At 75.0% G+C, this 26,734-nt stretch carries 28 protein-coding genes; 18 read left to right on the forward strand and 10 right to left on the reverse strand.

Features of this window, described 5'->3' with window-relative positions; all coding sequences use genetic code 11:
* Positions 1-31: 31 nt before the first annotated feature.
* From PGB27_RS21030 to PGB27_RS21040, 4 genes are all read left to right on the forward strand, one after another.
* Entirely contained in the window at positions 32-253 is a 222-nt protein-coding gene (locus tag PGB27_RS21030) for a hypothetical protein (RefSeq protein ID WP_274202352.1), read from the forward strand.
* Positions 254-424: 171 nt separating this feature from the next.
* Positions 425-889, forward strand: a complete 465-nt coding sequence (locus tag PGB27_RS21035) for a DUF5994 family protein (RefSeq protein ID WP_274202353.1) — start codon at positions 425-427, stop codon at positions 887-889.
* A 67-nt stretch (positions 890-956) separates the two neighbouring features.
* Positions 957-1,133, forward strand: coding sequence for an RGCVC family protein (locus PGB27_RS29470; RefSeq protein WP_408630104.1), 177 nt, complete (start codon positions 957-959; stop codon positions 1,131-1,133).
* 94 nt (positions 1,134-1,227) lie between these two features.
* The gene (locus PGB27_RS21040) at positions 1,228-2,574 is read left to right on the forward strand and encodes a PP2C family protein-serine/threonine phosphatase (RefSeq protein ID WP_274202354.1); all 1,347 of its coding nucleotides are present in this window, start codon (positions 1,228-1,230) and stop codon (positions 2,572-2,574) included.
* A gap of 98 nt (positions 2,575-2,672) precedes the next feature.
* Here PGB27_RS21040 and PGB27_RS21045 read toward each other — a convergent pair whose 3' ends face one another.
* From PGB27_RS21045 to PGB27_RS21060, 4 genes are all read right to left on the reverse strand, one after another.
* On the reverse strand, positions 2,673-3,902 hold the full coding sequence (locus PGB27_RS21045; protein WP_274202355.1) for a DUF2188 domain-containing protein: 1,230 nt from the start codon (positions 3,900-3,902) through the stop codon (positions 2,673-2,675).
* Positions 3,903-4,232: 330 nt separating this feature from the next.
* A complete protein-coding gene (locus PGB27_RS21050; RefSeq protein ID WP_274202356.1) occupies positions 4,233-4,886 on the reverse strand; it encodes an OmpA family protein in 654 nt (217 codons plus the stop codon).
* 341 nt (positions 4,887-5,227) lie between these two features.
* On the reverse strand, positions 5,228-6,106 hold the full coding sequence (locus PGB27_RS21055; protein ID WP_274202357.1) for a mechanosensitive ion channel family protein: 879 nt from the start codon (positions 6,104-6,106) through the stop codon (positions 5,228-5,230).
* Positions 6,107-6,253: 147 nt separating this feature from the next.
* The gene (locus PGB27_RS21060; RefSeq protein ID WP_274202358.1) at positions 6,254-7,150 is read right to left on the reverse strand and encodes a PRC and DUF2382 domain-containing protein; all 897 of its coding nucleotides are present in this window, start codon (positions 7,148-7,150) and stop codon (positions 6,254-6,256) included.
* A gap of 439 nt (positions 7,151-7,589) precedes the next feature.
* Between PGB27_RS21060 and PGB27_RS21065 the strand changes: the two genes are divergently transcribed.
* Positions 7,590-8,609, forward strand: a complete 1,020-nt coding sequence (locus PGB27_RS21065) for a beta-ketoacyl-ACP synthase III (RefSeq protein WP_274202359.1) — start codon at positions 7,590-7,592, stop codon at positions 8,607-8,609.
* Positions 8,610-8,619: 10 nt separating this feature from the next.
* Here the strand turns inward: PGB27_RS21065 and PGB27_RS21070 are convergent, their stop codons facing one another.
* Positions 8,620-9,213, reverse strand: coding sequence for a TMEM165/GDT1 family protein (locus PGB27_RS21070; protein ID WP_274202360.1), 594 nt, complete (start codon positions 9,211-9,213; stop codon positions 8,620-8,622).
* A 290-nt stretch (positions 9,214-9,503) separates the two neighbouring features.
* Positions 9,504-10,337 (reverse strand): SDR family oxidoreductase, encoded by an 834-nt coding sequence (locus PGB27_RS21075; protein ID WP_274202361.1) that lies wholly within the window; start codon positions 10,335-10,337, stop codon positions 9,504-9,506.
* A 56-nt stretch (positions 10,338-10,393) separates the two neighbouring features.
* Between PGB27_RS21075 and PGB27_RS21080 the strand changes: the two genes are divergently transcribed.
* The 5 genes from PGB27_RS21080 (at position 10,394) to PGB27_RS21100 (ending at position 14,812) form a co-directional block, all read left to right on the forward strand.
* Positions 10,394-10,825 carry a MerR family transcriptional regulator gene (locus tag PGB27_RS21080; RefSeq protein WP_274202362.1) on the forward strand — a complete coding sequence of 144 codons (432 nt, stop codon included), beginning with the start codon at positions 10,394-10,396 and terminating at the stop codon, positions 10,823-10,825.
* A gap of 78 nt (positions 10,826-10,903) precedes the next feature.
* Positions 10,904-11,227, forward strand: a complete 324-nt coding sequence (locus tag PGB27_RS21085; RefSeq protein ID WP_274202363.1) for a putative quinol monooxygenase — start codon at positions 10,904-10,906, stop codon at positions 11,225-11,227.
* Positions 11,228-11,300: 73 nt separating this feature from the next.
* Positions 11,301-13,481 carry an ATP-binding protein gene (locus PGB27_RS21090; RefSeq protein WP_274202364.1) on the forward strand — a complete coding sequence of 727 codons (2,181 nt, stop codon included), beginning with the start codon at positions 11,301-11,303 and terminating at the stop codon, positions 13,479-13,481.
* A gap of 47 nt (positions 13,482-13,528) precedes the next feature.
* Entirely contained in the window at positions 13,529-13,933 is a 405-nt protein-coding gene (locus PGB27_RS21095; RefSeq protein ID WP_274202365.1) for a nuclear transport factor 2 family protein, read from the forward strand.
* A gap of 279 nt (positions 13,934-14,212) precedes the next feature.
* Complete coding sequence (locus tag PGB27_RS21100) at positions 14,213-14,812, forward strand: 2OG-Fe(II) oxygenase (protein ID WP_274202366.1); 600 nt, start codon at positions 14,213-14,215, stop codon at positions 14,810-14,812.
* A gap of 74 nt (positions 14,813-14,886) precedes the next feature.
* Here PGB27_RS21100 and PGB27_RS21105 read toward each other — a convergent pair whose 3' ends face one another.
* A complete protein-coding gene (locus tag PGB27_RS21105) occupies positions 14,887-15,810 on the reverse strand; it encodes a LysR family transcriptional regulator (RefSeq protein WP_274202367.1) in 924 nt (307 codons plus the stop codon).
* Between the two features lie 162 nt (positions 15,811-15,972).
* On the opposite strand from PGB27_RS21105, the gene solA reads away from it, so the two are divergent.
* From solA to PGB27_RS21125, 4 genes are all read left to right on the forward strand, one after another.
* A complete protein-coding gene (gene solA / locus PGB27_RS21110; protein WP_274202368.1) occupies positions 15,973-17,166 on the forward strand; it encodes an N-methyl-L-tryptophan oxidase in 1,194 nt (397 codons plus the stop codon).
* Positions 17,159-18,469 (forward strand): aromatic ring-hydroxylating oxygenase subunit alpha, encoded by a 1,311-nt coding sequence (locus PGB27_RS21115; protein WP_274202369.1) that lies wholly within the window; start codon positions 17,159-17,161, stop codon positions 18,467-18,469. Before solA ends, PGB27_RS21115 begins: the two co-directional genes overlap by 8 nt.
* Positions 18,470-18,580: 111 nt before the next feature.
* On the forward strand, positions 18,581-19,519 hold the full coding sequence (locus tag PGB27_RS21120) for a PDR/VanB family oxidoreductase (RefSeq protein ID WP_274202370.1): 939 nt from the start codon (positions 18,581-18,583) through the stop codon (positions 19,517-19,519).
* Positions 19,516-20,685 carry a M24 family metallopeptidase gene (locus PGB27_RS21125; protein WP_274202371.1) on the forward strand — a complete coding sequence of 390 codons (1,170 nt, stop codon included), beginning with the start codon at positions 19,516-19,518 and terminating at the stop codon, positions 20,683-20,685. The genes PGB27_RS21120 and PGB27_RS21125 overlap by 4 nt, the downstream gene beginning before the upstream one ends.
* 1 nt (position 20,686) lies before the next feature.
* Here PGB27_RS21125 and PGB27_RS21130 read toward each other — a convergent pair whose 3' ends face one another.
* A complete protein-coding gene (locus tag PGB27_RS21130; RefSeq protein WP_274202372.1) occupies positions 20,687-21,829 on the reverse strand; it encodes an alkaline phosphatase family protein in 1,143 nt (380 codons plus the stop codon).
* Between the two features lie 160 nt (positions 21,830-21,989).
* Between PGB27_RS21130 and PGB27_RS21135 the strand changes: the two genes are divergently transcribed.
* The gene (locus PGB27_RS21135; protein ID WP_274202373.1) at positions 21,990-22,163 is read left to right on the forward strand and encodes a hypothetical protein; all 174 of its coding nucleotides are present in this window, start codon (positions 21,990-21,992) and stop codon (positions 22,161-22,163) included.
* A 4-nt stretch (positions 22,164-22,167) separates the two neighbouring features.
* On the opposite strand, the gene PGB27_RS21140 is transcribed toward PGB27_RS21135, so the two are convergent.
* Positions 22,168-22,995 carry a hypothetical protein gene (locus PGB27_RS21140; RefSeq protein ID WP_274202374.1) on the reverse strand — a complete coding sequence of 276 codons (828 nt, stop codon included), beginning with the start codon at positions 22,993-22,995 and terminating at the stop codon, positions 22,168-22,170.
* Positions 22,996-23,002: 7 nt separating this feature from the next.
* On the reverse strand, positions 23,003-23,551 hold the full coding sequence (locus PGB27_RS21145) for an HdeD family acid-resistance protein (RefSeq protein ID WP_274202375.1): 549 nt from the start codon (positions 23,549-23,551) through the stop codon (positions 23,003-23,005).
* A gap of 103 nt (positions 23,552-23,654) precedes the next feature.
* On the opposite strand from PGB27_RS21145, the gene PGB27_RS21150 reads away from it, so the two are divergent.
* Genes PGB27_RS21150 through PGB27_RS21160 form a run of 3 tightly spaced genes read left to right on the forward strand, consistent with a single transcriptional unit; the run spans position 23,655 to position 26,714 of the window.
* Positions 23,655-24,125, forward strand: coding sequence for a pyridoxamine 5'-phosphate oxidase family protein (locus PGB27_RS21150; protein WP_274202376.1), 471 nt, complete (start codon positions 23,655-23,657; stop codon positions 24,123-24,125).
* Positions 24,122-25,024 carry a class A beta-lactamase gene (gene bla / locus PGB27_RS21155; RefSeq protein WP_274202377.1) on the forward strand — a complete coding sequence of 301 codons (903 nt, stop codon included), beginning with the start codon at positions 24,122-24,124 and terminating at the stop codon, positions 25,022-25,024. Before PGB27_RS21150 ends, bla begins: the two co-directional genes overlap by 4 nt.
* Positions 25,025-25,052: 28 nt before the next feature.
* Positions 25,053-26,714 carry a metallophosphoesterase family protein gene (locus PGB27_RS21160; RefSeq protein ID WP_274202378.1) on the forward strand — a complete coding sequence of 554 codons (1,662 nt, stop codon included), beginning with the start codon at positions 25,053-25,055 and terminating at the stop codon, positions 26,712-26,714.
* Positions 26,715-26,734: the final 20 nt, after the last annotated feature.

Consider the following 26,734-nt stretch of genomic DNA (forward strand, 5'->3'; position numbering starts at 1 on the left):
CGACGAGAGGTACGCGGTGATGAGCAGGCGGATGACGGTTCTCCTGCGGGGCGGGCACGAGATCGTCCTGCAGGGTGTCGACGACGCGGACGCGGAGCGGCTCCTCCAGCACTTCGCCGAGGTCTTCGAGCAGAGCGATCCGACGGGGTCCACGACGGCACCCGACGGCACCTTGATCCGGCACTCGGAGGTCGTCGGCGTGCGCGACTCCAGCGAGCAGGCGCTGAGCAACCGCTCGGGTCGCCGCACCTGAGGACCCGGCGCCGGCGGGCGCCCGGTGGTCGTCCGCTGACGGACCGTGCTGCCGCCGCGGGACCGAGTACGGTGGAGGTCACCGCGGTTCCCCGCACGTCGGCGCTCGAGCCGTCGTCGTCGTCGGCGTAGTTCTGGCCCGGTCCACGGACCGGAGACGGGAGTGCCGGCCATGAGCCCGGCCCCGAGTACACCGACCCCCACGGTCGCCGGCCCGGCCGACGACGTGACCCCCTCCGGACGCCTGCGGCTGAAGCCCGTGGCTCCCGTGTCGGGCCACGTCGACGGTGGGTGGTGGCCGCACTCACGCGACCTGCCGGCCGAGCTGCCGACGATGTTGACCGAGCTGGGACTGCGCGTCGGGCCGGTCGCCCGTGTCAGCTACCACCTCGGTGGTTGGGACCGCGCACCACGTCGCCTGCCGTCCAGCCGGGTGCGGCTCGAGGGATTCCGGACGACCGACCCGCACACGCTGACCGTCGTCGGGGCCACCGGCGCCCGGATCGTCCTGCTCGTCGTGCCGCCCGAGACGTCCGGACCCGCCGCCGAGGCGGCGCTCGACGCGGCGTCGGAGGCGGGCGACCGGCACGCCACCGCCGAGCTGCTGGCGGCCGGGCCCGGGACGGCATCGTCCTGATCCCCCGGGCCGTCCGTCCTCGGACGGGCCCAGCACATCGCTCCCGACAGCACGACCAAGGACCCCAGTGAGCGCGATCAGCGACCCCGCAGCACGAGCCGACGAGGACCAGCGCACCGACGACGTGACGTGCTCGGTGTGCCCGCACCCGTGGTCGGACCACGACGCTCTCGGGCGCCGGTTCTGCACCGCGACGCGCGTCTCCGCGTGGTCGCGCGGGTGCATCTGCTCTCCTCCCAGCTGACTCCCCACCCGCGGACCGTGACCACCCGGCGCACCCTGCGGCTCGTGCCCCACGCAGGAGACGGGTCGGCGACGGCTCACCGTAGGGTCCGGGGGTGCGGACGGACAGGCAGGACTGGGGCGACGTCCTCACCGCGTTGACGGACCGCTCCCACCTGGTCGTCGGCGAGGACCTGTCGACGATGGTCGACGAGATCGTCGCGCCCCGGGGCCTGCGTGCCGAGGTGCTGCTCGTGGACCTGGGCCAGGAGGTGCTGACCTCGGTGCGGGCCGACCCGCCGCCGCCCGTCCCGGTGGAGGGGACGCTCGCCGGCCGGGCGTTCCAGCACGGCGAGTTCGTCGCGGGCTTCAGCGACGAGGGACGTCGGGTGCTGTGGGTGCCGATGCTGGACGGCACCGAGCGGGCCGGTGTGGTGCGTCTCGACCTCGACCCGGACGTGGTCGACGACCTGGAGCTGCGCCGCCGCTGCTGGACACTGTCCGGGGTGATGGGGCACATCGCGATCGGCAAGCTGCCCTACAGCGACCGCATCCGCCGCATCCGGGCGCCACGGCCGCTGTCCGTCGCCGCCGAGCTGCTCTGGCAGCTGGTGCCCCCGCGCACCTTCGCCACCGGCAACGTCGTCGTGACCGCGCTGCTCGAGCCCTACGACCAGGTGGCCGGCGACGCCTACGACTACGTGGTCGACGCCCAGACGGCCTACGTCGCGGTGTTCGACGGCGTCGGTCACGATCTCGCCGCCGGGAGCGCCACCGCCCTGGCCGTCAGCGCCATCCGCAACGCCCGGCGGCGCGGGGTGGCGGACCTCGCCGCGCTCGCCGCCGAGGCGGACGTCCAGATGCAGGCCGCCGGGACCCCGCCGCGCTTCGTGACCGCCGTACTGGCCCGGTTGGACCTCGGCACCGGCGAGCTGCGCTACCTCGTCGCCGGTCACCCGCCCCCGCTCCTGCTGCGCCAGGGGCACCTGGTCGAGGCGTTCGGTGCCTCGCCGCGGTTCCCGCTCGGGGTCGTCCCCGGCGGGCGCCCGGCCTCCGCCGAGGTGGCGGTGGAGTGGCTCGAGCCCGACGACCGGGTGGTGTTCTACTCCGACGGGATCACCGAGGCGCGCGACACGGCGGGGCGGTTCTTCGGCGACCGTCGCCTCGCTGACCTCAGCGAGCGGGCCGAGCTCGACGAGGTCTCCGCGCCGGAGACCCTCCGTCGCCTGGCGGCCGCCGTCCTCGAGCACCAGGGCGGCGTGCTCCAGGACGACGCCACCCTGCTCATGCTCGACTGGTCGAGCACCGGCCACGAGCGGCTGCTCCCCTCGGTCGCGCGCCACCGCGACGCGCGCCCGCCCACGCGGCTCCCGGAGCAGGTGCGGGGAGCGGCCGCGGAGGGCTTCCGGTCGCCGTCGCCCCCGGGGGCCCGCGCTCGGCGGCGCGACGTCGATCCCGGGTGAGGGCCGTCGACCAGCACCTCAGCGCCGGGGCCGTCTGAGCCCCTCCACGGAGACGCACGACCGGCCCGTCCCGCGGTGGGACGGGCCGGTCGGCGACATCAGCGGCCGGTCACCTGGTGGGCGCCCTGCTGGGCGGCGGCCGTGCCACGGCTCGCACCCGCACCCACGAGGTGCAGCCCGCCCGTCACCAGGACGTCGACGACGCGGCCGGTCAGACGGACGGGGTTGAGGGCGTGGGCGAGCTGGTCCAGGGGGACCGCGACGGCCTCGGTGACGGCGACGATCTGCCGGTGGACGCGGTCGGCGGTGTCGTCGGCCTGCTCGGCGGCCTCCGCCCCGAGGCGGGCGGCGCGATCGGCACCGGCCACCAGGTCCTCGCTCGCCTCACGCGCGGTGGCGTCGACGCGGGCGGCGGCACGGCGACCCGCGGCGCGGGTCTCCCCGGCCACCTCGCGCGCGGTGCCCTCGGCCTGGTCGGCGACCTGGCCGGCGGTGGTCTGCGCGATGGACGCGGTGTCCTTCGCGGCGGCCTCCAGGCTCTTGTCGCCCTCCGCGACGGCTTCCGCCTCGTCGCCGATGCCCGACGCGGCGGCGCCGGCGGTGGCGCCCGCGTGGCGGGCCGCGGTGCTGGTGTGGCCCGCGACCCGGGTGGCGGCGGTCGACGCCTCGGCGGCGACGTCCTCGGTCGCGTCGACCGTCTCCGCGGCGAGGTTCCGTGCCTCCTCGCCCGCGTCCTGCGCCGCCTCGCGGGCCTCGTCGGCGAGGTCCCGGTCGCTGTCCGACTCGCTGTCCGACTCGCTGTCCGCGTCGCCGGCGTCGTCCTGGTCGACGCCGCCCACCGCGTGCACGGCCTCGGGGGTGTGCCCCGTCAGGACGGCGGCGTCGGCCGGGTCCGCGGTGATGCCGGCCGTGGAGTCGGTCGCGATACCGGTCGTGGGCTCGGTCGCGATGCCGGTGGTGGCGTCGGTCGTGGGGGCGGCGGTGGTGTCGGTCGTGGCGCCCACGGCGGCGTCCCCACCCCCGTCGCCGTCGCTGTGCTCGCCGCGGGCCCTCTCGACGGCCTCGATCGCGCCCTCGACCCCGGTGTTCTCGGCGATCTCCGCGGCGGTGCGGCTGACGTCCTCGGTGTCGGCGTCGACGTGGCGGGTGTCGAGCACCTCGCCGCCCTCGCCGTGCACGACGACCTGGCCGCCACCGTGCTCGGCGACGATGGTGACGGCGCGCTCGACGGCCTCCACCTCGGTGGCGGTCCGGGCGGTGACCTGGTCGTCCCCCGGGACCGTGACGGTCCATTCGCCGTCGGAGGGTTGCACGTGGCGGTCGGGCATGTCTGGCTCCTCGTCCCCGTTGGTGAGTGGGGAAGGACTGCCCAGCCGGGCCGTCCGGTCCACGTCCACCGACGGCGGATCCCGGTGACGAAGGCCTCGGCGGCGGGCTGACTGGTCCGGCCACCGGATCGGGGCGCGCATCCGGCCCCACCGCCTGCATCCGTGGCGCAGACGGCCTGCCACCGCGCGCGGTCCTCGGAGGACATCTCGGTCACGCGGCCTCGTCGACGCCGTGTCGACGCCGTGTCGACGCCGTGACGACGCCGTGACGACGACGGCACCGGGCCCCACGCCGCGAGGCGGGAGGCCCGGTGCCGTCGGGGTGCGGACTCAGGACACGGTGATCTCGACGCGCCGGCTCTCCGCCACGTCCGGACGCGGGTTGCTGTCGGCGGCGCCGCGGGCCTCGATCCGGCCCGGGTCGACGCCCTCGCGGCCCAGGCGCTCGGCCACGGCCTGCGCACGCTGGTCGGACAGCGGCTGCGCCGCCGGCCCGATGCCGCGGCTGACCGGCGCGGTGTAGCCGGTGACGGTCACCCGCGCGTTCGGGGCGCCCGCCAGCTCCTCGGCGACCTGGTCCACCGTGCGCGCCCCGGCGGCGGTGAGCTCGGGGCTGTCGGGCCGGAAGGTCACCGGCGAGGCGGCGAGGATCTCCTGGACGCGCGCGGACACGGCCGCGGGGTCTCCCCCGCCGTTGCCCGGCGCACCGGCACCGCCCGGGGTCCCCGAGCCCTCGGGAACACCCGCAGCACCCGGAGCACCGGCAGCCGGAGCACCGGCACCACCCGGAGCAGCCGCACCCGGCGCCGGCCCGGCCGGGGGCGCCTGCCCGGGCACGCCGGCGCCCGGAGCACCCGGGGCGGCCTGCCCGCTCGCCCCGGGTGCCCCGGCCTGGCCCGGCGGCGGTCCGGAACCCTCCGGCCCGCACCGGGAGGTGAGCAGCAGGATCAGCCCGATGACGACCAGGGCCAGGAGGGCCAGCAACAGCCACGCCCACCACGGGCGCCGGCCTCGGGGGCCTCCAGCACCGGCACCACCGGCACCGGCCCCCCGGGCCCCGCCGGCACCGGCCGCTCCGGCCGCTCCGGCCGCTCCGGAACCGGCACCGGCGGCACCGGCCACTCCGCCACCGGCACGGGCGGCGCCGGCCCGGTTCCCGCCACCCGCGGCGTCTCCTGCGGATCCGCCGGCGGCGACGGCTCCGCGCCGCCGGTCGTCGGGTTCGCTCATCGTCGTTCTCCTCTGCTCGTCACGACGACGCCCCGGCACCCGCGCCGGGTGCCGGGGCGTCATCGCGGGCTCCCCGCGCGCGCGGGGTCGGATGGTCAGGGCCGGCCGTTGGCCCGCGTCGGCTCGGAGTCGGCGTCACCCGGGCGGGTGACCCACTCCGTGGGCTCGTCGGCACCCGCCGCGCGGGCGCCACCACCGGCCGGGGCGTACTGCTGCGTGTACTGCTGCGCCTCGGCGCGGGCACGCTCCTGCCCGGCCTGCACGTCGCGTCGGACCTGGTCGGACTGCTGCTGGGCGTTGCGGTAGCCCGAGTCGATGAGGTCCTTGGCGGCGTCGCGGCCCCCGAGGCCGAAGGCCAGCGCCGAACCCAGGGCGACCGCGCCGATCAGCGCGATGTAGGTGGCGGTGACGATGGTCTCCGCGATGCCGAGCTGGGTCAGGATCATGAAGACGGCGATCACCATGACCAGCGTCGGCGCCGCGGAACGGGCGACGCGACCGGTCGGGGTGTCGCCCATGGTGCGGTGCACCAGCCCGCCGACGGCGGCGGCGATCGCGGCGGCGACCAGGAAGATCAGGAGCGCCGCGAGCACGTTCGGCAGGTACGAGAGCACCAGGTCCACGAACCCGGTGACCGCGGGGATGTTCAGCGTGCCGACCGCGGAGACGACGACGAACACCATGAGCACGTACTGCACGACGAGCCCGACCAGCTGCGAGGGCTTGCCCTGCGGGCTGAACCGCGCGACGTACTCACCGCCCCGGCCGTGGGTCAGCTTCTCGTCGAGTCGCACACGCCGCAGCAAGCGGCTGATGCCGGCACGGAGCAGCCGAGCGATGACGTAACCGATGACCAGCACCAGCAGGGCGCCGATCACGTTGGGCACGTAGTCCAACAATGTCGTGAACGCATTCTGCAGGCTCTGCACGATGTCGAACCCTCCTCCACCGGAGGGTGCGGCTGCGGTCAGCATGGGATTTCTCCTCGGTCGGTTCCCGGCCGGGCCCGCGTTGCCCGATCGGGCTGCGGCACGAAACCGTCGAGAACTGTCGGATCGGTGGGGAGTCCTCGGGCCCACGCCACCCGCGGCGCGGGTGGCGTGGGTCCCGGGGACCCGGGGTCAGCGACGGGGCCCGGTCTCCGTGGCACCGCGCTCGGCGCCGCGGCTCGTGTCACCGGTGCTGTCGTCGGTCTCGACCTGCTCCTTGCGGACCTGGTCGGAGACCTGCTCCTGCTCGCGCTCGACGTCCTTGCTCACGCGCACGCGTTCCTTGGGCACGGTCTCCTTGCCCACCACGGGCCGTTCCTCGTGGAGGACGACCTCGTGCTCCTCCTCGGAGATCGCGGGGCCGTCGGTGGCGGCGTCCCGGTTGGCCTCCGTGATCGGCTCGCGCTCGACCCGCACCTCCTCGCGCGAGACCGGCACGGTGTGGGTCTCGGTCTCGGTGACCACGTACTTGCGCAGTCGCGCCCGGCCGCGCTCGCGGGTCTCGGTACCGACCCGCAGCTCCTCCTCCGAGCGCGTCATCGCCTCGTCGGTGTTCGGCCCGGACACGTCGTGGCCCTCGCCCCGACCCGCGGCGCGCTCCTCGCCCTGTGCCCGGCCCTGCTCGGGCTGCCGGCCGGTCCACGACGACTCGCCCCCGGTCGCGCCCGTGCCGGAGTCTGCGCCGCCGCGGGCGGTCGTGGAGCCCTCGTCGGTGTAGGGGATCTCGTAGTGCTGGAAGAGTCGCTGCTCGTCGCCCTCGGAGAGCTCCGAGTCGGCGTCGATGTGGGGCGCCTCCTGCGCCTGCTCCTTGCGCACCTGGGCGCGCAGGTCGTCGCCCTCGGCCTGTGCCCCGCGCAGCGGCACGAACGTCTGCTTCGTCCCGAGCAGACCGGTGTGCACGAGCGCCCACTCGGCCTGCCCGCCCTCCTGGTCGAGATAGATCTCGACGATCCGGCCGATCTTGCTGCCGTGCGCGTCGTAGAGCGTCCGCCCCCGGTACTCCACCCAGCCTGGTCGTGTCTGCGTCATCGTCGACGTTCCTCGTCTCACGTGGATGTCGGGCCCTCGGCCCCGGGGATTCGCCGACTCCGCGACACGCGGGCTACGGCCTCCGCCGGGGCGGGGTCGCCCCGCGATCGCAGGACTCGTCCGGCGGCGCCGCGGACTCGACGCGGCCGGGTGCCGCGGGATGAGCGCGACCGATCTCGACGAAACGGGCACGGGTGAAGAGCGTGCGGACGGCGGACAGCGTGGGCGCGGTCGGCGCAGGACGCTGTGGCCGGCAGCGCACCCCAGGTTGATGAATCGACGCCAGGCTCGCGATCGGGCGCTCCCCGGACCCGGCGCCCGCGTCGCTGTGATCCACGACATCCGCGTACCGGATAGTAGGACTTCCGAGTAACCGACGACGCCCCTCACCGTGGGATGTGGGCCGTCACCGGCCCACGCCGATCACCGGGAGCCGTCCGTGCACCGCACTCCGATCCAGGTCCGATGCCCCGAGGGCGGCGACGCCCGCCTGCTGGGCCTCGGCGCGTTCCGGCCCCGCCGGTACGCGACCAACGAGGAGGTGTGCGCGCGCATCGACGTCGACCCCGAGTGGGTCGTCGCGCGCTCCGGCATCCGCACCCGCGGGGTCGCCGCGGACGACGAGACCGTCGTCGACATGGGTGCCGCGGCCGCCCGCGACGCCCTCGAGGTCGCCGCCGTCTCCCCCGCCGAGATCGACGTCGTCGTGGTGGCGACCATGTCGCCGGACACCGCCTGCCCGCAGGTCTCGACCCGGCTCGCCGACCGTCTCGGCGTCACCGGCGCGGCCGTCGACCTCGGCGCCGCGTGCTCGGGCTTCTCCTACGGCCTCGAGATGGCCCGCGCCATGATCCGGGCCGGGACGGCGCGCCACGTCCTGCTCGTCGGCGTCGAGCGCATGACCGACCTGCTCGACCTCACCGACCGCTCGACGGCTTTCCTCTTCGGCGACGGCGCGGGCGCGGTGGTCGTCGGGCCGAGCGACGAGCCCGGCGTCGGTCCCGCTGTCTGGGGCGCCGACGGCAGCCAGGCCGACCTCATCGCACACCGCCCCAGCTGGCGCGACGGCCTCGCGGACCCGGAGGGACCGGTGCCGGGCCTGCGCATGCAGGGGCCCACGGTGTTCCGCTGGGCGAGCACGCAGATCGCGCCGGTCGCCGAGAAGGCGCTCGCCGCCGCCGGCGTGACCGTCGACGACCTCGACGCCTTCGTGCCCCACCAGGCCAACAACCGGATCACCGACGCCCTCGTGCGCGCCCTCGCGCTGCCCGACCGCGTCGTCGTCGCCCGCGACGTCGTCCGCGCCGGCAACACCTCGGCGGCCTCGGTGCCGCTGGCGATGCACGCCCTGCTCCGGGACGGCGACGCCGAGCCCGGGCAGGTCGCCCTGCTCGCGGGGTTCGGCGCCGGCCTGACCTACGGCTCGCAGGTGGTCGCCCTGCCGCCGGTCACCGCCTGACCGGTGGGGGTCAGCCCGCGAAGGCCTCGACGGCGAGCCAGATCCCGAAGACGAAGAAGAGGACCGCGGCGCCGATCCGGATGACCTTGTCGGGCAGCTTCCGCCCGAGCACCCGGCCCAGCACGATCGCGAGCGCGTCGGCGGCGACCATCCCGATCGTCGAGCCGAGCCACACCCCGGAGACGCCGGCGGCACCGGGGTACTGGGTCGCGAGCGTGATCGTCGCGAGCATCGTCTTGTCGCCGAGCTCGGCGAGGAAGAACGCGACGCCGACGGTGAAGAACGCCGAGCGGGTGGTGGCGCTGCTCTTGTTCTTCTCCTCCTCGGTCAGCGCGTCGCCCCGCAGCGTCCACAGGCCGAACGCGATGAACGCGACGGCGGCGACCAGCGAGATCCAGAACGTGGGGATCGCGGCGCCGAGCAGGTAGCCCACCCCGACCGAGACGGCGTGCGTCAGCGCCGTCGCCGCGCCGATCCCCAGCAGCACCGGCAGGGCCCGGAAGCGGGTCGCGAACGTCATCGCCATGAGCTGGGACTTGTCACCCAGCTCGGCGACGAAGATGACGGCGAAGCTCAGGGCGGTCGCGGCGAGGAAGCCGGTCACGACGGGCGCGCTCCTCTCGGTCGGGACGGACCGAGGCGCACGCTCCGGCCCGACCCGTGGACAACGGGTCGACGCCGAAGGTCTCGCCCGCCGCCGGTGTCCGACGGCCCCCGCGGCCGGACGCCGGAGCATCAGTGTGTCGACCGCGGTGTTGGGAGCTACTCCCCTTCGCTGACGCCGACAATAGCAGCCGAAAAGGCTCCACCCCATTCACCCGTGAGCGCACTCACGATTCGGGGAAATGGCCGCCCCACATCCTCGATTTCGGCACGCCGAAATCGGGGATGTGGTCAGGCGTCTTCCCGCACGACCGAGTACGCGACCTCGCGCTGGGCGTCGTGCTCGGCTAGCCGGGCGACCAGCGAGGCGCGCACGTCGTCGTAGGTGTCCGACCCGAGCGGCAGGCGCAGCGGGGTGGCCCCGCTGTCGATGAGGTCGACCACGGCGTCGGCGATCTTGTCGGCGTCGTTGGGCAGCGTGAAGCCACCGCCGTTCAGGGCGCGGCGCACCTCCCCCGCCGGTGTGTCCTCGTACTCCGGCATGACCGGCGCCGTGACCAGCGCCCCGCCGAACCCGGTCGGCGTCGCCCCGGGCTCGACGATGGTCATCGCGATGCCGAACGGCGCGATCTCGCGGGCGACGGTCTCGGCGAAGCCCTCGATGCCCCACTTCGAGGCGTGGTAGTAGGCGAAGTTCGGGTAGGTCGTCTGCCCGCCGGCGGTCGAGACCTGCAGGATGCGTCCGTGCCCCTGCGCGCGCAGGTGCGGCAGCGCGGCGCGGACGACGTGGATCGAGCCGAGCAGGTTGGTGTCGATGACCTGCCGGATCTGCTCGTCGCCCGCCTCCTCGACCGACGCGAACACGCCGTAGCCCGCGTTGTTGACGACGACGTCGACGGTGCCCAGCGCCGCGAAGGCCTCGTCGACGACGCGGCGGACGGCCTCGGTGTCGGTGACGTCGAGCTGCCCGACCCAGAGCCGGTCGCCGTGCTCGGCGCGCAGGTCGTCCATCGTCCCGGGGCGGCGCACGGTGGCGGCGACGCGGTCGCCGCGGGCCAGGAGGCGCTCGGTCAGCAGGCGTCCGAAGCCCGACGAGGTGCCGGTGATGAACCAGGTGGTAGCCATGGCGGCGACGCTAGGAGTTCAAGTCGACTCGAAGTCAACGTCGTAGGCTGGGCACTGTGACCACCGAGACAGAGGCGCTCCTGAGCATCGGTGAGGTCAGCGAGCGCACCGGGCTGCCCACCCACACGCTGCGCTTCTACGAGCAGGAGGGCCTGTTCGCCGGGCCGATCCGGCGCAACGCGGCGGGCCGGCGGCTCTACACCGAGGAGCAGGCGCACTGGGCCCGGGTCTGCACGAAGCTGCGCTCGTCGGGGATGCCGCTGCCGGAGATCCACCGCTACGTGGACCTGGTGCGGCAGGGTCCCGGCAACGAGGAGGAGCGGTTCGCGATCCTCCGCGAGCACGAGCAGAAGGTGGCCCGGCAGGTCGCGGACCTGCAGGAGGCACTCGCGGTGATCCACACCAAGGTGGAGATCTACGAGGAGGCCCTCGCCGCCGGCACGGCCGACGAGCTCTGGCGCGACGGCCCGACCTGCGGCCGATCCTGACCGACGACGGCGGATCTTGACCGCCCGACGGCGCCCTCACGACGATGACCGACGTCGTCGCCGCGAAGGAGCACCCGGATGATCCTCATCAACATCGTCATGCCGATCCGGCCCGAGAAGACCGACGAGTGGCTGGCCCTCGCCGACTCCTACGCGAAGGACGTCAACTCCGAGGAGGGGTGCCTGTTCTTCAAGTTCTCGCGCAGCCTCACCGACGAGAACGAGTACGTCTGCATCGAGGGCTTCCGGGACGCCGAGGCGGGCGCGGCGCACGTGGCGCAGCCGTACGTCAAGCAGTTCTTCGACGCGGCGCCCGACCTCGTGTCGGCGCAGCCGCAGATCATCTACATCGACACCCCGCACGACGGCTTCGGTCCGATGGGTGAGATCCAGCCGCGCTGACCGGTCCGCCGCCGGTGGCGGGTCCTCCTGTCGGCGCCTGCCTCGGCGGTCGCGGCCTCGCTACGGTGCGGCGATGGAGGCGGGCGCGGTGCCGGTGCCGCTGACCCCGCTCGTCGGCCGCGAGCGGGAGGTCGCGAAGGCGCGGGCGCTGGTGGGCACCCAACGCCTGCTCACGGTGGTCGGCACCGGCGGGTGCGGGAAGACGCGGCTCGCGATCGAGGTCGCCGCGGGCGTCCCCGGTGCGGTGTTCGTCGACCTCGCCCCGCTCACCGACCCCGCGCTCGTGCTGCCGACGGTCGCGCGCGCGCTCGGCCTCGGGGAGGCGGGCGCGCAGCCGCTCGTCACGACGCTGCACCGGCACCTCGCCGACCGGGACGTCTTCCTGCTGCTCGACAACCTCGAGCACCTCCTCGACGCCGTCGAGGGGATCGCCGATCTGCTCGGCCGGTGTCCCCGGCTGCGGGTGCTCGCGACGAGCCGTTGCCCGTTGCGCATCCCCGGTGAGCACCTGCTCCCCCTGCACCCGCTGCCGGTCCCCGACGCGGAGCCCGACCCCCGCGCGTGCGCCGAGCTCCCGAGCGTCGCGCTGTTCCTCGACCGGGTGCGCGCCGCCCAGCCCGACCGCGACCTCACCGACGAGGACCTCCGCGAAGCCGCCCGCATCTGCCGCGCGCTCGACGGGCTCCCGCTGGCCCTCGAGCTCGCGGCCGCGCGGGTGCGCACGGTCGGGCTGGCGGGCGTCCTCGCCGACGACGGGGTCCGCGTCGCCGACTCGCCGCGACGGGCCGTCCCGGAGCGCCATCGCAGCCTCGACGGCGCGGTCGCGTGGAGCGTCGCCCTGCTCGACGACGCGGCGGCCACCGTCTTCCGCCGCCTGTCGGTGTTCGCGGGGAGCTGGACGGCGCCGGTGGCGCAGCAGGTCTGCGGGGGCCCGGGACTCGACGTCGCCGGCGCCCTCGGCCGGCTCGTCGAGCACTCGCTGGTCGAGGTCGTCGCCACCGGCACCGGGGTGCGGTACCGGATGCTGGAGACGTTGCGCCGGTACGCCGAGGGCCTCGCGCGTGAGGCCGGCGACGAGGCCCCCGTGGAGCGGCACGCGAGGTGGTGCGCGACGCTCGCGACCGCGGTCCTGACCTGCCCCGGCCCGCAGGAGGCCGTGCAGATCGACGCCGCGCAGACCGAGATCGCGGAGCTGCGGGCCGCGCTCGAGCGCTGCCCGCCGTCGGCGACCGCCACGGGCCTGCAGACCGCCGCCGACCTCTACTTCTTCTGGGACATGCGGGGCTACCTCGGCGAGGGTCGCGCCCACCTCGAACGCCTGCTCGCCCGCCCCGAGGCCGCCGACGACGCGGTGCGCCAGGGCGCGCTGCAGTCCCTGGGCCTGTTGCGACTCTGGCAGGACGACCTCGCCGGCGCCTACGCCGCCCTGGAGGAGGCCGCGGACCTGGCCGAGCACCGCGGCGACGCCGGCGGCTGGGCCTGGTGCGCGGGCAGCCTCGGGATCGCGCACTTCGCCGGCGGTGAGGTCGACACGGTCGCCGCACGCGTCGAGCGCGGGCTGGCCGTCGCGCGGGAGGCCGGCGCGTGGATGCCGTTGCTGCGGACGACGTGCGGGCTCGGCCTCGTGCGCTGGCTCCAGGGCCGGCCCGGCGAGGCGCGCGCCCTGCTCGAAGAGAACGCGGAGCTCGCGGCGCCGACGCCGTGGGGGCTCGCGAAGGCCGGGTGGTTCCTCGGCTGGTTCGACTTCCTCGACGGCGACCTCGACGCGGCCGACCGGCGGTTCCGGGACGGCATGGCGGCCTTCACCCGCATCGGCGACCGCCGCTCGCTGCCCGACTGCCACGACGGCGCCGCGTGCGTCGCCGCCGCGCGGGGCGCTGCCACGGAGGCGCTGGAGCACCTCGCGACGGCCGACGACCTGCGGGCGCGCGCCGGGTCCCGTCGCAACGCCTACCTGCGCCTGCGGTGCGACGACGCCCGCACGGCCGCGCTCGCGGCCCCGCCGCGCCGCGTGACGGCCCGGGAGCTCGAGGTCGCGCGGCTGGTGGCCGCCGGGCTGACCAACCGCCAGATCGGCCGGCGCCTCGGCATCAGCGAGCGCACCGCCGAGCGGCACACCGAGAACCTGCGCGCGAAGCTCGGGGTGGGCACGCGGGCGCAGATCGCGGCGTGGGTGGGGGCGGTACCCACGCCGCGGCGGGCGGACGTGGCGGCCGTCCCGGATACCGGGGAGCCCCGGACCCCGCTGAGGTGAGGGCAGCGGCGCGCACCGGCGCCCGCCCGAACCGCCCGGAGGTCCCGATGACCACACCGCTGCAGAGCTCCGACGTCGCCGTCCTCGAGGAGGGCTACCGCGCCTTCGGCCGGGGCGACGTCGCCGCCGTCGTCGCCCTGCTCGATCCGCAGGTGGCCTGGACCGAAGCCGCGGGCAGCCCCTACGCCGGCACCCACGTCGGGCCGCAGGCCGTCGTGGCAGGGGTGTTCGCGCGGCTCGGGCAGGACTGGGAGAGCTTCGTGCCCGTGCCGTCCGAGTTCCTCGCCGCGGGCTCGGCCGTCGTCGTGCTGGGGTCGTTCGAGGGGGTGCACCGCGCGACCGGTCGCTCGATGACGTCGCGCTTCGCCCACGTGTACCGCCTGGCCGACGGGCGGGTCACGGCGTTCGAGTCGATCAACGACACCCACGCGGTGCGCCGGGCGATGGCGTGACGGGTGCGCGGGATCGCACCGTCGGGGCCGGCGCCGCCGTCATCGCGCACGGCCCCGTCGTGACCCGCCCTGCGTCCACCTCGAGGCCCGACCGCACCGGCCGGGGAGACGGTCACGGCCGGTCCGCCACGCGGGCGGGGCGGGCGGTGTTCCTCCGGGCATGGCGCCCACGACGACCGACCTCCCCGCCCTGCCCGCGCACTTCGACGCGACCACGATCGGCGAGGCCCTCGACCGCGACGGGATCGCGATGCCCGGGCGACTGCTCGACGCGGAGCAGTGCGCCGGAGTGATCGACCTGTTCGACCGGGACGAGGTGTTCCGGTCGACCGTCGACATGGCCCGGCTGTCGTTCGGCGCGGGCCGCTACCGCTACTTCGCCGACCCGTTGCCGCCGCTGGCCGGGAGCTGCGGGCCCGCCTCTACCCGCCGCTCGCGGCCGTCACGAACCGCTGGGCCGAGGCGCTCGGCGAGGACGGGTTCCCGACCGACCACGACGAGCTGCTCGCCCGCTGCGCCGCGGTCGGGCAGCACAAGCCCACGCCGCTGGTGCTGCGCTACGGGCCCGGCGACCACAACCGCCTGCACCAGGACGTCTACGGCGACCTGACGTTCCCGCTGCAGGTGCTGATCATGCTGAGCACGCCCGACGTCGACTTCACCGGCGGCGAGAGCGTGTTCGTCGAGCAGCGGCCCCGCCAGCAGTCGCGGCCGGTGGTCGCCCGGCCGGGGCTCGGTGAGGCGGTCGTCTTCCCGGTGCGGTACCGCCCGCACCGTGGCGCCCGCGGGGTCCACCGCGTGCAGATGCGCCACGGCGTCTCGGCGGTGCACACCGGCCGCCGTCACGTCCTCGGGATCATCTTCCACGACGCGCGCTAGACGGATCGTGGACGGCTGGTGGGCGTGAGGACACGCTGTTCGGCGCGCCGGCGCCGGTGTGGGGCGACTGAGCCCTACCGCCCCAGCGCGGGCAGCCCCGTCTCGATCACGTGCTGCAGCGCGTCGAGGCCCGCGGCGACGGTGGGCTGCTGCCGGCTCCCGGCCCGCACCGCCGCGACGACGCGGCGGGTCGGCACCGGGTCGGTCGTGATCGGGATGCGGCGCGTGTCGTGGTGCGCGGGCAGGTCGGCGAGGCGCGGCACGAGCGCGACGCCGAACCCGCGGGCCACGAGGGCCGCGCCGGTGTCCCACTCGTCGGCGAAGTGCGCGATGTCGGGCGCGAAACCTGCCGCCGTGCACGCGAGCGTGACGAGCTGGTGGTAGGCGCGCCCGACGTTGCCGCAGATCCACGCGTCGCCGGCGAGGTCGCGCAGCGCGACACGGCGGCGCCCGACCAGCGGGTGCTCCGGGCCGACGAGGACGTCGAGGGGCTCGTCGTAGAGGGCGTGCTGGTCGAAGGCGGTGTCGGACGCCGGCGGGATGCTCGGGGTCGCGACGACCACGGCGAGGTCAGCCTCGTCGGCGGCGAGCAGGTCGAACGAGCGGGCGGGCTCGCTCTCGCGCAGGTGCACGCGCAGTTGCGGGTGCTCGTCGCGCAGGTGCTCGAGGGCCCGCGGCACCACCACCGCGGCGGCCGACGAGAACGCCGCGAACCGCAACGTCCCGCCGACGGCGCCGGCGCGGTGGGCGGCGAGGTCGGCCCGGGCCTGCTCCCACTGCGCGGTGAGCGTGTCGCCGTGCTCGAGCAGTGTGCGGGCCGCCGGCGTCAGGCGCACCCCGCGCCCGACCGGCTCGAGCAGCGCCACGTCGAGCTCGCGCGCGAGTGCCTGCATCTGGTGCGAGACCGCCGACGGCGTCAGCCGGCAGACCTCCGCGGCGGCGGTGACGGTGCCGTGCCGGGCGATGGCCGCGAGCACCCGCAACCGCCGGTCAATCATGTACACAACGTACAAGATCAGAGGTTCAACGTTGCGATGGACGCGGACGGAATCGGGCGCTGACACTGCTCTCACGCACCACACGGCGCCGGCGCCGACGCGGGTGCCACCCACCCCCCACCACGAGCCGAGGCGATCCCTCGGCACGAGCAGGAGTCAGTGATGGCGGCCCATCGCGCGATCGTCGTCGGCCTCGGCGGGCTCGGCTCCGCGGCCCTCCACCGGCTCGCCGCGGAGATCGGTCCCGGCGACGGCACCGTCCTCGGGATCGAGCAGTTCGAGCTCGGACACCACCGCGGCGCCTCCCAGGACCACTCCCGGATCATCCGTCTCGCCCAGCACCAGGAGGAGTACGCCGCGCTGGCGGCCCCGGCCTACAAGGCCTGGTACGAGGTCGAGGCGGAGGCGTGCCAGCAGATCGTCACCCCCACCGGCGGCCTGGTCATCGAGGACCGGACCGCCCGGCAGGGCACCGCCACCGGCACCCGCAACATCGAGGGCTACACCGCGATGTTCGACCGCCACGGCGTCGCCTACGAACGCCTCGACGCCGGCGAGCTGGTCGCCCGCTGGCCCCAGTTCCGCGCCCACGACGGCATCGCGGCCCTGTACCAGCCCGACTCGGGCATCGTCGACGCCGCGCGGGCCAACGCGGTGCACATCGCCCTCGCCCGGGCCCGCGGCGCCGAGGTCCGCACGAGCACCCCGGTCCGCGCCGTCGTCCCCGACGGCGAGGGCGTCGCCGTCGTCACCGACACCGAGACCTTCCGGGCCGACCGGGTGGTGGTCGCCAGCGACGCCTGGACCAACCAGGTGCTCGCCGAGACGGGGACGACGCTGCCACTGACCGTGCTGCGCGAGCAGGTCACCTACTACGCCACGCCGCACCTCGCGGAGTTCGCGCCGTCGCGCTTCCCGGTGTTCATGTGGCACGGGCGGCACAACTTCTACGGCTTCCCGGTCTACGGCGAGGTCGCCACGAAGCTCGGCCAGCACATGGGCGGCGACGAGACCACCGCCGACACCCGCACCTTCGAGCCCGACCCCGTCCGGCGTGCGCGCTACGCCGACTTCGTCGACCGCCACCTCCCACGCTTCGGCGGGCCCGAGCTCTACTCGAAGACCTGCCTCTACACGGTGCCGCCGGACCAGCACTTCATCCTCGACACGCTGCCCGAGCACCCGCAGATCGTGGTCGCCAACGGCGCCGGCCACGCGTTCAAGTTCGCCGCGCTCATCGGGCGCCTGCTCGCGGACCTCGCGCTGGGCCACGAGCCCTCGCACCCGATCGACGCCTTCTCGATCACCCGCCCGGCCCTGACCGACCCGAGCTTCCCGCGGAGCTTCCATGTCTGAGACGCGTACCGACCCGTACGCCGCCCTCCCGGCGCGGCCGGTCGACCCGGCCCTGTTCACCGTCGAGAGCACCTACGCGCCGACGCGGCTGCCCGTCGAGCTCGCCTCGACGCTGCTGCCCGACGCCTACACCTCGGCGGAGTTCTTCGCCCTCGAGCAGCAGCGCCTGTTCACGACGTCCTGGGTGGCCGTGGGCATCACCAGCGACGTCGCGAAGCCCGGCGCGTGCATCGTCGTCGAGGTCGCCGGGCGGTCGATCTTCATCACCCGCAACCGGCACGGCGAGCTGCGCGCCTTCCACAACCTCTGCCGCCACCGCGCGACGAAGCTGCTCGACGGTGACGCCCGCGAGGTCGGCAAGCGCGGGCGCATCCGCTGCCCGTACCACAACTGGACCTACGACACCGACGGCACGTGCCTCGGGACGCCGCTGTTCGAGGACTCCGACGTCCCGGCCGGCCAGGAGCCGATCTTCGACACGTCGGTGGCCACGGGCTTCGACCGCGCCGACTACGGCCTGCTCGAGGTCGCGGTCGACAGCTGGGGACTGTTCCTGTTCGTCAACCTGTCGCCGGACCCGCAGCCGTTGACGACCCAGCTCGGGGACCTGCCGGAGCGCTTCGCCGACTACCGGCTCGACGAGTGGGTGACGCAGCGGACGCTAACCTACGACGTCGCCGCGAACCACAAGCTCATCGGCGAGAACTTCATGGAGTACTACCACCTGCCCTGGGTCCACCCGGAGCTCAACCAGGTCTCCAAGTTCTCCGACCACTACCGCTGGCAGGGCCCCGGCATGTACACGGGCATGTGCACGACGCCGGTGTCGCGCAACACCGACGCCGGCGGCTGGGACGGCCTCGCGCCGCTGTCGTCGCTGGGCCCGCAGGACGCCGACAGCGGGCGCTTCGTCTGGCTGTTCCCGGGCACCGCGCTGGTCGTCCTGCCCAACCACGCGTTCGTGCTGTTCAACCGGCCCGTCGCGCCGAACCGGACGGTCGAGACCGCGGTCCTGCTGGCCCACCCCGAGTCGCTCGCGTCGCCGGACGCGGCCGAGGGGGTGGAGCAGCTGGCGAAGTTCTGGGACCTGGTCAACCGCCAGGACCTCGAGATCGTCGAGCGCGTGCAGGAGGGGCTGGAGAACCCGGCCTACCGCGGCGGGCGGATGTGCTTCCGCTTCGAGGAGCCGCTGCACCGCTACCAGAACATGGTCATCGACCGGATGGTCGGGATCGACCGTGTGCCCGCGGGTGACTCGCTGGACCCCGGCGACACCATGACGCGGATGTTCCCGGACCCGTGACGGCCACGCTGATCGGTGGCGAGACCCTCGCCGTCGAGGACCCGTCCACCGCTCTGCTCACCAGACCTCATCCCTACGTCGCCGCCCGCCGGATGCGCTGAGGAGGTCGTCATGCAGATGATCGTGCACGAGCGCCGCGACGAGGCCGAGGGCGTCGTCTCCCTGCACCTGGGCCGGGCCGACGGCGGGGAGCTGCCGGCGTGGGCGCCCGGCGCGCACGTCGACGTCACCCTCGCCAACGGGCTGGTCCGCCAGTACTCGCTGTGCTCCGACCCCGGCGACCGCGCGCGGTGGCGCCTGGGCGTGCTGCGCGAGCCGGTGAGCCGCGGCGGCTCGGAGTACGTCGTGGACAAGATCCACGGCGGCGACATCGTCGAGATCGGCGAGCCGCGCAACAACTTCGCCCTCGACCCGTCCCCGCGCTACGTCTTCGTGGCCGGTGGCATCGGGATCACGCCGATCCTGCCGATGATCGCCGCGGCGGAGGCGGCCGGCGCGGAGTGGACGCTGCTCTACGGCGGGCGCGCCCGGACCTCGATGGCCTTCCGCGGCGAGCTCGTGCGCCACGGCGAGAAGGTCACGGTCGTCCCGCAGGACCAGGCGGGCCTGCTCGACCTCGCCGGCCTGCTCGGGACGCCGCGCCCGGACACGCTGGTCTACGCGTGCGGGCCCGAGCCGATGCTCGACGCCGTCGCGGACGCGATGCCCGCCTGGCCTGTGGGCAGCCTGCGCGTGGAGCGGTTCACCCCGAAGACCGTCGAGACCGACGGGCCCGACACGTCGTTCGAGGTCGAGTGCGCGGCCAGCGGGGTCACCCTCGAGGTCCCGCCCGACCGCAGCATCCTCGCGGTGGCGCGGGACGCCGACGTCCGCGTCGACTTCTCCTGCGAGGAGGGCACCTGCGGCACCTGCGAGACGCCCCTGCTCGCCGGGCGCGCCGAGCACCGCGACACCCTGCTCACCGAGGAGGAGCGCGAGGCCCAGGACACGGTGTTCATCTGCGTCTCGCGGGCTGCGCGGGGCTGCCCGCGCCTGACGCTGGACCTGTGAGCGTGGACGTGGACCTGCGCGAGCTCGGCGCGGAGCGGCTCGCGCGGGCGCAGGCGTCGCTGCGCGCCCACGACCTCCCGGCCGCGCTCCTCTTCGACCCGGGCAACGTCCGGTACGTGACCTCCGACGGGTCCTACCTCGTCGCGAACCTCCACGTCTCGTACCGCTGGGCGCTGGCGTTCGCCGAGCACGCGCCGATCCTGTGGGAGCCGGCCGAGTCGATCCCGCTCGCGCGATCGCGCTTCGACGGCGAGGTGCGCCCGACGACGTCGTTCACCTTCTTCGGCTCGGGCGACCGCAGCGGCGAGCACGCCCGCACGGCGATGACCGAGGTCCGCGACGAGCTGCGGGCCCGCGGGCTCGCCGATGCGCCGCTGGGCATCGACCGGGCGGAGTCGGTGGTGTTCCTCGCGCTCGCCGACCTCGGGGTGCGGGTGGTCGACGCGGTGGGGGCGCTCGAGGTGGCCCGGGCGGTGAAGACCGACCCCGAGCTCGCGATCCACCGGGAGAACGCGCGGCTGACCGACGAGGCCGTCGGCCGGTTCCTCGAGCACCTGGAACCGGGCCGCACCGAGCGGGAGCTGTGGGCGCGGCTGATGTACGAGTGCTTCACCACCGGCGGGATGCACTCCGAGAGCCGGCTGCTGTGCTCCGGGCCGCGCACCAACCCGTGGATGCAGGAGGCGACCGGGCGGGTCGTGCGGGGCGGGGAGGCGGTCGCGTTCGACACCGACCTCGTCGGCCCGCACGGCTACCTCACCGACATCTCCCGCACCTACGTCTGCGGCGACGCGGCGCCGTCCACGGAGCTGCGCGACGTCTACCAGGCCGCGTACGGGTTCGTGCACGCGGCGATCCCGGAGTTCCGCTCCGGGCGCTCGTTCGCCGAGCTCGGCGAGCTGCTCGGCCCGCGCCTGCCCGCGGAGTACCGGGCCCAGCGCTACCCGTTCCTCGCCCACGGCTGCGGCGCGGCCGACGAGTACCCGGCGATCGTCGTCGACGGCCACCACGGCGGCGTCCTCGAGCCCGGCATGGTGATCAGCGTCGAGGGCTACATGGGCCGCGTCGGCGGCGCGGCGGGCGCGAAGTACGAGGAGCAGATCGTCATCACCGACGGCGCGCCGGAGCTGATCTCCTCCGCGCCGGCGGAGCCACGGCTGCTGTGAGTCAGGTCCGCGCGAGCGCGAGCAGCGGGACCACGAGCTCGTCGGCGGACAGCGAGCCGTGCTGGCCGGGCAGGCGCGAGAGCAGGGGCTCGGCGGTCGGGCAGACCACGGCGGCGGTGCCGCGCAGCGCGGCGACGACGTCGGGGACGCGGTCGCGCACGGCGTCGTCGACCGGGCCGAACCAGCCGCGCGCGATCGCCTCGTCGCCGTCGACCACCCACGCGTCGTCGCCGAGCACCCCGCGCCAGGAGGCCAGCACGTCCGCGGCCGCGCCGGGCCGCGCGTAGACGAGACGCGCGCGCGGGTCGCCGCCGACGAGCGCGACGCCGGCGACGAGGTCGGGGTCGTTCTCCGCGTCGTGGCGGCGGTCGATCGTCACCATCCCGTGGTCGCCGGTGATCGCGAGCAGGGTGTCGGCGGGGAGCTCCTCGACGAGCTGGGCGACGAGCCGGTCGATCTGGCGCAGCTGCCAGCGCCAGGCCGTCGAGCCGGGTCCGCGCAGGTGGCCGAGCTGGTCGAGGTCGGCGTGGTAGGCGTAGACGAGCTGTGGCCCGGGACGCCCGAGGGCGTCGAGGAGCTCGGCGGCGAGGTCGCCGAACGCGCCGACCCCGCGGTACTGCGCGCCGCGCAGCGCCGAGCGGGTCAGCCCGGACTCGCGGAAGGCGCGGTCGGAGACCACGGTCGCCCCGACGTCGCGCGCGAGGGCCTGCTCGAAGACGGTCGGGCGCGGCTGCACGGTCTCGGGGACGAGCAGCTCGCGGGCGTCGCGGCCGTCGCCGGTCCAGGTCAGGGTGTCGAGGAGGGTGCCGCCGTCACCTCCGACGCGCACCCGGATGCCGAGCGTCCCGTGGGTGCCCGGCGGTAGCCCGGTGCCGAGCGAGGTGACGCTGATCGAGGTGCTGCTCGGGAACCCGACGGTCAGCGGCCCGTGATCGGCCATCGCGGCGAGGAACGGCGCGTCGGCGGCGTGCTCGTGCAGCAGCCGGTGACCCAGCCCGTCGACGAGCAGCAGCGCGGCCGCCCGCACCGGGGGCAGGCCGAGCGCCGGTGTCCCACCCGGGGTCACCGCCTCCAGCAGGGCCGGCACGACGTCGTGCAGGCCGGGACGGTCGGGATCGGGCAGGACGAGCTCGGCGGCCTCCACGCGCGCATTCTCGCCGAGGTGCGCGGGGAGCGGTACGCCGACGACGCGTGAGCAGGCGAGCACCCAGCAGTGAATAGGTGCGGCCGTTCGAGTGTACTCACTGGCCAGTTCCAGCACCCACTGTCACTGTCGACACCCCGGGTGACGAGAGGGGACCGCCATGACCGTCGACATCCTGACCCGCCCGTTGATCGCCGTGCAGCCGGCGGGGCCGGAGCACGTCCACGACCGCACCTGCTGGTGGGACGTCCTGGAGTGCCGCTGGGCCGGGCCCGCCCACCCGGCGCCCCCGACCCCGCGGATCCCCGCGCCCCGGCGGTCGCCGGAGGAGTGAGCCCTCAGCGCCCCGCCGAGAGCAGGCCCCCGGACCCCGAGGACGGGAACAGGTGGCGCTCGGCGACGAGGGCGAGGAAACGGCGCGCGTGGTGGGGTGACTCGGCGACGCCCGGCGGCACCGCGGCGCCCACGCGCGCATAGGCCCGACCGGCGAGCTGCTCGAGCAGCTCGGTCACCGGGCCCTCGCCCGGGGCGCCGAGGCGCGACAGGCGCACGAGGCCCGTGCCGCCGAAGGTCCGCTCGGCGTACTCGGGGAAGACGCCGGCGAGGAACAGGGCGCCGTCGCCGATGCGCCGCCACACGCCCGGTTGCTGGTCGGCCGGCACGGACTCGAGCAGCAGGGCCAGGGCGGGCAGGTCCAGCTCGTCCCACCGCCGGGCGTGCCGTCCCCGCTCGTCGCGCCGCCACACGACGCCGGAGGTCAGCCGCGCGTAGGAGGCGAGCAGCTCCGCGAGGTGGAGGCGGTGCGCGGGATCGGTCGCGAAGGCCGCCAGCTGCGGCCCGTCGAAGATCGGCACCCGGGTGCGCGGGGCCGTCCGGTCCGGGGCGTGCAGGCGCCCGACCAGCGCGCGGGACGTCCGGTGCACCGCCGCGGCGAACACGAGGAACGGTGAGACGTGGCGGAAGCGCCCGTCCTCGTCGCGGCGGGCGGCGAGCACGGCGTCGGCGACGTCGGGACGGTCGAGCAGCTCGAGCACGAGCTCGGGACGCCGCCGCAGGGGCCCGACCCGGTCCGGCTCCCCGCCGGCGAGGGCGAGGAGGTCGCGGTCGGTCAGGTGCTCGCCGTAGCGGCGTCCGACGGCCTTCGCAGCGTCCCGACCGGCGTCCATGTCTCCACTATGCGGAGCGACGCATGCTCAGGGCCAGGCCGATGTCCATGGCGCCGCGGAAGAGGAAGCCCAGCGCGACCATGATCGCGATGAGGCCGACCGCGGTGCCCGGCGAGACCAGCAGGATGAACGCGACGACGAGGCTGAGGACGCCGAGGGCCAGGTTCCACACGCGGTGGTCGCGCTGGGAGAAGCCCACGAGCAGGTCGTGCACGCCGGCGATGACGAACCAGAGGATGAGACCCCAGACCAGCACGAGGATGCCGCCCCCGGGCTGGAAGAGCACGAGGATGCCCGCGACGAGGGCGAGCACGCCGAACGCGGCGAGCCAGCCGCGTCCCGTCGAGCCCGTCTCGGCCCGCCAGGCCACCCCGATCTCGAGCGCGCCCTGGATCACGAGACCGATCCCGAGGGCGAACGCCGCCCCGAGGATCGCCAGCCCCGGGAAGAAGAGCGCGATGATCCCGACGAAGATCCCCAGGATCCCGGAGGCCAGGATCCAGCCCCACCCGCTCGAGGCGCGGCGCACGCCGGGCCCACTCGTCGCGCTGGTCATCGCACGTCCCCTCCCGACACACCGGTGATCAGGAACACATCGAATCGCCGGGCGCTGCTCCTGTCGAGAGGGCGCGCTTGACCCGTCTGGTGCGCTGTCCGGTGTGAGCACCCGTCTGCTCGACCCCGCCGTGCCCGTGGAGGCCCACGCGGGCGAGCGGCTGGCGGGCGCGCCCGTGATCTGGCTCGGCACCGTCGCACCGGACGGGCGCCCGCACACGGTGCCGGTGTGGTTCACCTGGGACGACCCGAAGGTCACGATCTTCAGTCGCCCGGACACCGCGAAGGTGGGCCACCTGCGCGCGCACGCCGCGGTGAGCGTCGCCCTGGACACCGCGGAGGAGGGCACGGACGTCGTCACCGGCTCCGGGAAGGCCGTCCTCACCGAGCTCGCCCGGGTGGAGCGCGCCCTCGACGCGTTCGGGCGCAAGTACGCCCCGGTGCTCGGCGAGCAGCCACTCGACGCGTGGCTGATGACCTTCTCGTTGCCGATCGTCGTCACGCTCGACCGGCTCGTGGCGTGGCGCAGCACCTCCGCCGGCCTCGAGTACCGGTCGCTACCCTCCGCCGGGTGATCATCCGCGTCTCGCGTCGGACGGTGCTGGTCGGCGGTCTCGCGGCGGCGCTCGCCGGGTGTGCGGGCCGCGCGGCCGCTCCGCCCGCCGCCCCTCCCCCGGGTCCCGTGACCGCGGATCCCACGGCGGCCCTCGTCGAGTTGGAACGCCGCTCCGGGCGCCGGATCACGCTCGTCGCCCGCGACACCGGCACCGGCCGCGAGGTCCGCCACCGCGCCGACGAGCGGGCGCTCATGGCCTCGACGGTCAAGGTCCTCATCGTCGCCGCGGTCCTGCGCCGCCGTCTCGCGGAGCCCGGCCTGCTCGAGCGCACGATCCGCTACACCCGCGCCGACCTGCTGGAGTACGCGCCGACCACCTCGCGGAACGTCGACACGGGGATGACCGTGGCGGCCCTGTGCGAGGCCGCGATCGTCGTCAGCGACAACACCGCCGCGAACCTGCTCACCGCCCTCGTCGGCGGCCCCGCGGCGACGACCGCGTTCGTGCGCACGCTCGGCGACCCCGTCACGCGCGCCGACCGCCCCGAGCCCGGGCTCAACGAGACCGCCCCCGGCGACGAGCGCGACACGACCACCGCCGCCGCGATGGCCGGCGACCTGCAGGCGCTGGTCCTCGGCGAGGCGCTGGACCCCGCCGGGCGCGACCTGCTGGCCGGCTGGATGGTCGGCGCCGTCACCGGCACCGAGCAGATCCGCGCGGGGCTGCCCCGCGACTGGCGCGTGGGGGACAAGACCGGCTCCGGCGCGCAGGGCGAGAACAACGACGTCGCCGTCGTGTGGCCGCCCGGCCGCGCGCCATGGGTGATCACCGTCTACACGAGCCCGGCGGAGCCGGCGAGCACGAACGGCCGCCCGACCGTCGCCGAGGCCACGCGGATCGCCGCCGCGGGCCTGTGACGCCCGGCGCGGCACTACGGTGCCGACCATGGGGGGTCGGACGGACGAGCCGGTGCGCCACGCCGCGGTGCGCTGGCTCTCGCCCACCGAGCTGGTGCGCACGGGCCTGACCGTCGCGCTCGGCAGCGTCGCCGCCGCCTACGCCGACAAGCGCGACGTCATGGCCGGGACGACGTTCGCCCAGGACGTGGTCCGCTACGAGGTGCCCGCGGGCGAGCCGTTCTGGGTCGACTACCTCTCCGACACCGGCGACGGGTTCCCCGCCATGGCCACGATCGCGACCCTGCTCGGCGACACGGGCGTGGCCGTCGACGGGGAGCGGCTCCCGCGCGGGCACGTCCTGCTGCTGGGCGGCGACGAGGTCTACCCCGTGGCCGGCACCCGGGCCTACGAGGAGCGCCTCGAGGCCCCGCTGGACGCGCAGTTCGTCGTCGATCCCGAGCGAGACCGGCCGACCGTCCACGCCATCCCCGGCAACCACGACTGGTACGACGGCCTCACCGCGTTCCTGCGGGTGTTCGCCCAGGGCCGCGACCTCGCCGGGTGGCACACCGCCCAGCGCCGCTCCTACTTCGCGCTGGCGCTGCCGCACGACTGGTGGGTCCTGGCGATGGACATCCAGCTCGACACCTACATCGACGCCACCCAGCTCGAGTGGTTCCGCGGCGTCGTCGCGCGGATCCCCTCCGGCGCCCGGATCGTCCTGCTCACCGCGACACCGGCCTGGTACGGCGCGGTGGACGGCGACGACGAGGCCATGGACCGCCTCGCCTTCTTCCTGCGCGACGTCCTCGGCGAGCGACGGGACCTGCGGGTGCGCCTCGTGCTCACCGGCGACACCCACCACTACGCCCGCTACACCCTCGCGCGCCCCGAGGGGTCCGTCGGTCCGGACCAGGTCCTGGTCACCGCCGGTCACGGCGGCGCCTACACCTCGCCCACCCACTTCCTGCCCGACGCGCTGCACGTCACCACCGACCTCGCCGACCCCGGCCCGGAGCGGTCGGACCGCGAGCACACCTACGTCCGCGCCGACGCGACCTTCCCGACGGCCCGGACCTCGCGGGCCGAGGCCGCGCGGGTGCTGTGGCGGCTACCGGCGCGCAACGGGTCGCTGTTCGCCGTCCTGGGGGCGCTGCAGTCGCTGGTCGTCGTGCCGGCGGTGCTCGGGCTGTGGGTGCTGGCGGTGCTCGGCGCGATCGTCGTGGGCGCGGTCTCGGCGGCGTTCGTGGCGCCGAACCGGAAGCGGTGGTGGGGCGCGGTCCCGCTGCGGCTGTCGCTCGCCGTCGCCCAGGTGGGGCTCGCCGGGGGCGTCGCGGCGCTCGGGACGTGGGCGCACGAGGTGCTGGCCCCGTGGCGTGCCGGCCTGTGGTCGGTGATCGTCGGCGGGCTCGAGATCCTGGCCCTCGTCGGCGTCGCCGGGCTCGCGGCGAGCCTCGTCCTGGCGCTGTTCCTGCTGGTCGTCGGCCGGTGGGCCAACCGCAACGAGCTCTTCGCCGCGCAGAGCATCGAGGACCACAAGGGCTTCCTGCGGATGCGGATCGCGCCCGACGGCACCCTGACGATCTTCGTCCTCGGGGTGGACCGAGTCCCGCGCGACTGGACCTGGTCGCCCGGCCACGCGCCACGGTGGACGCCGACCCCGGCGGTCTCGCCGCACCTCGTCGAGGTGGTCGAGCTGCGGCCCTGACGTCGGCCGTGCGCGAACAC

The organism is Actinomycetospora lemnae (genome assembly GCF_028737315.1).
In the GTDB taxonomy this organism is placed as follows: domain Bacteria; phylum Actinomycetota; class Actinomycetes; order Mycobacteriales; family Pseudonocardiaceae; genus Actinomycetospora; species Actinomycetospora lemnae.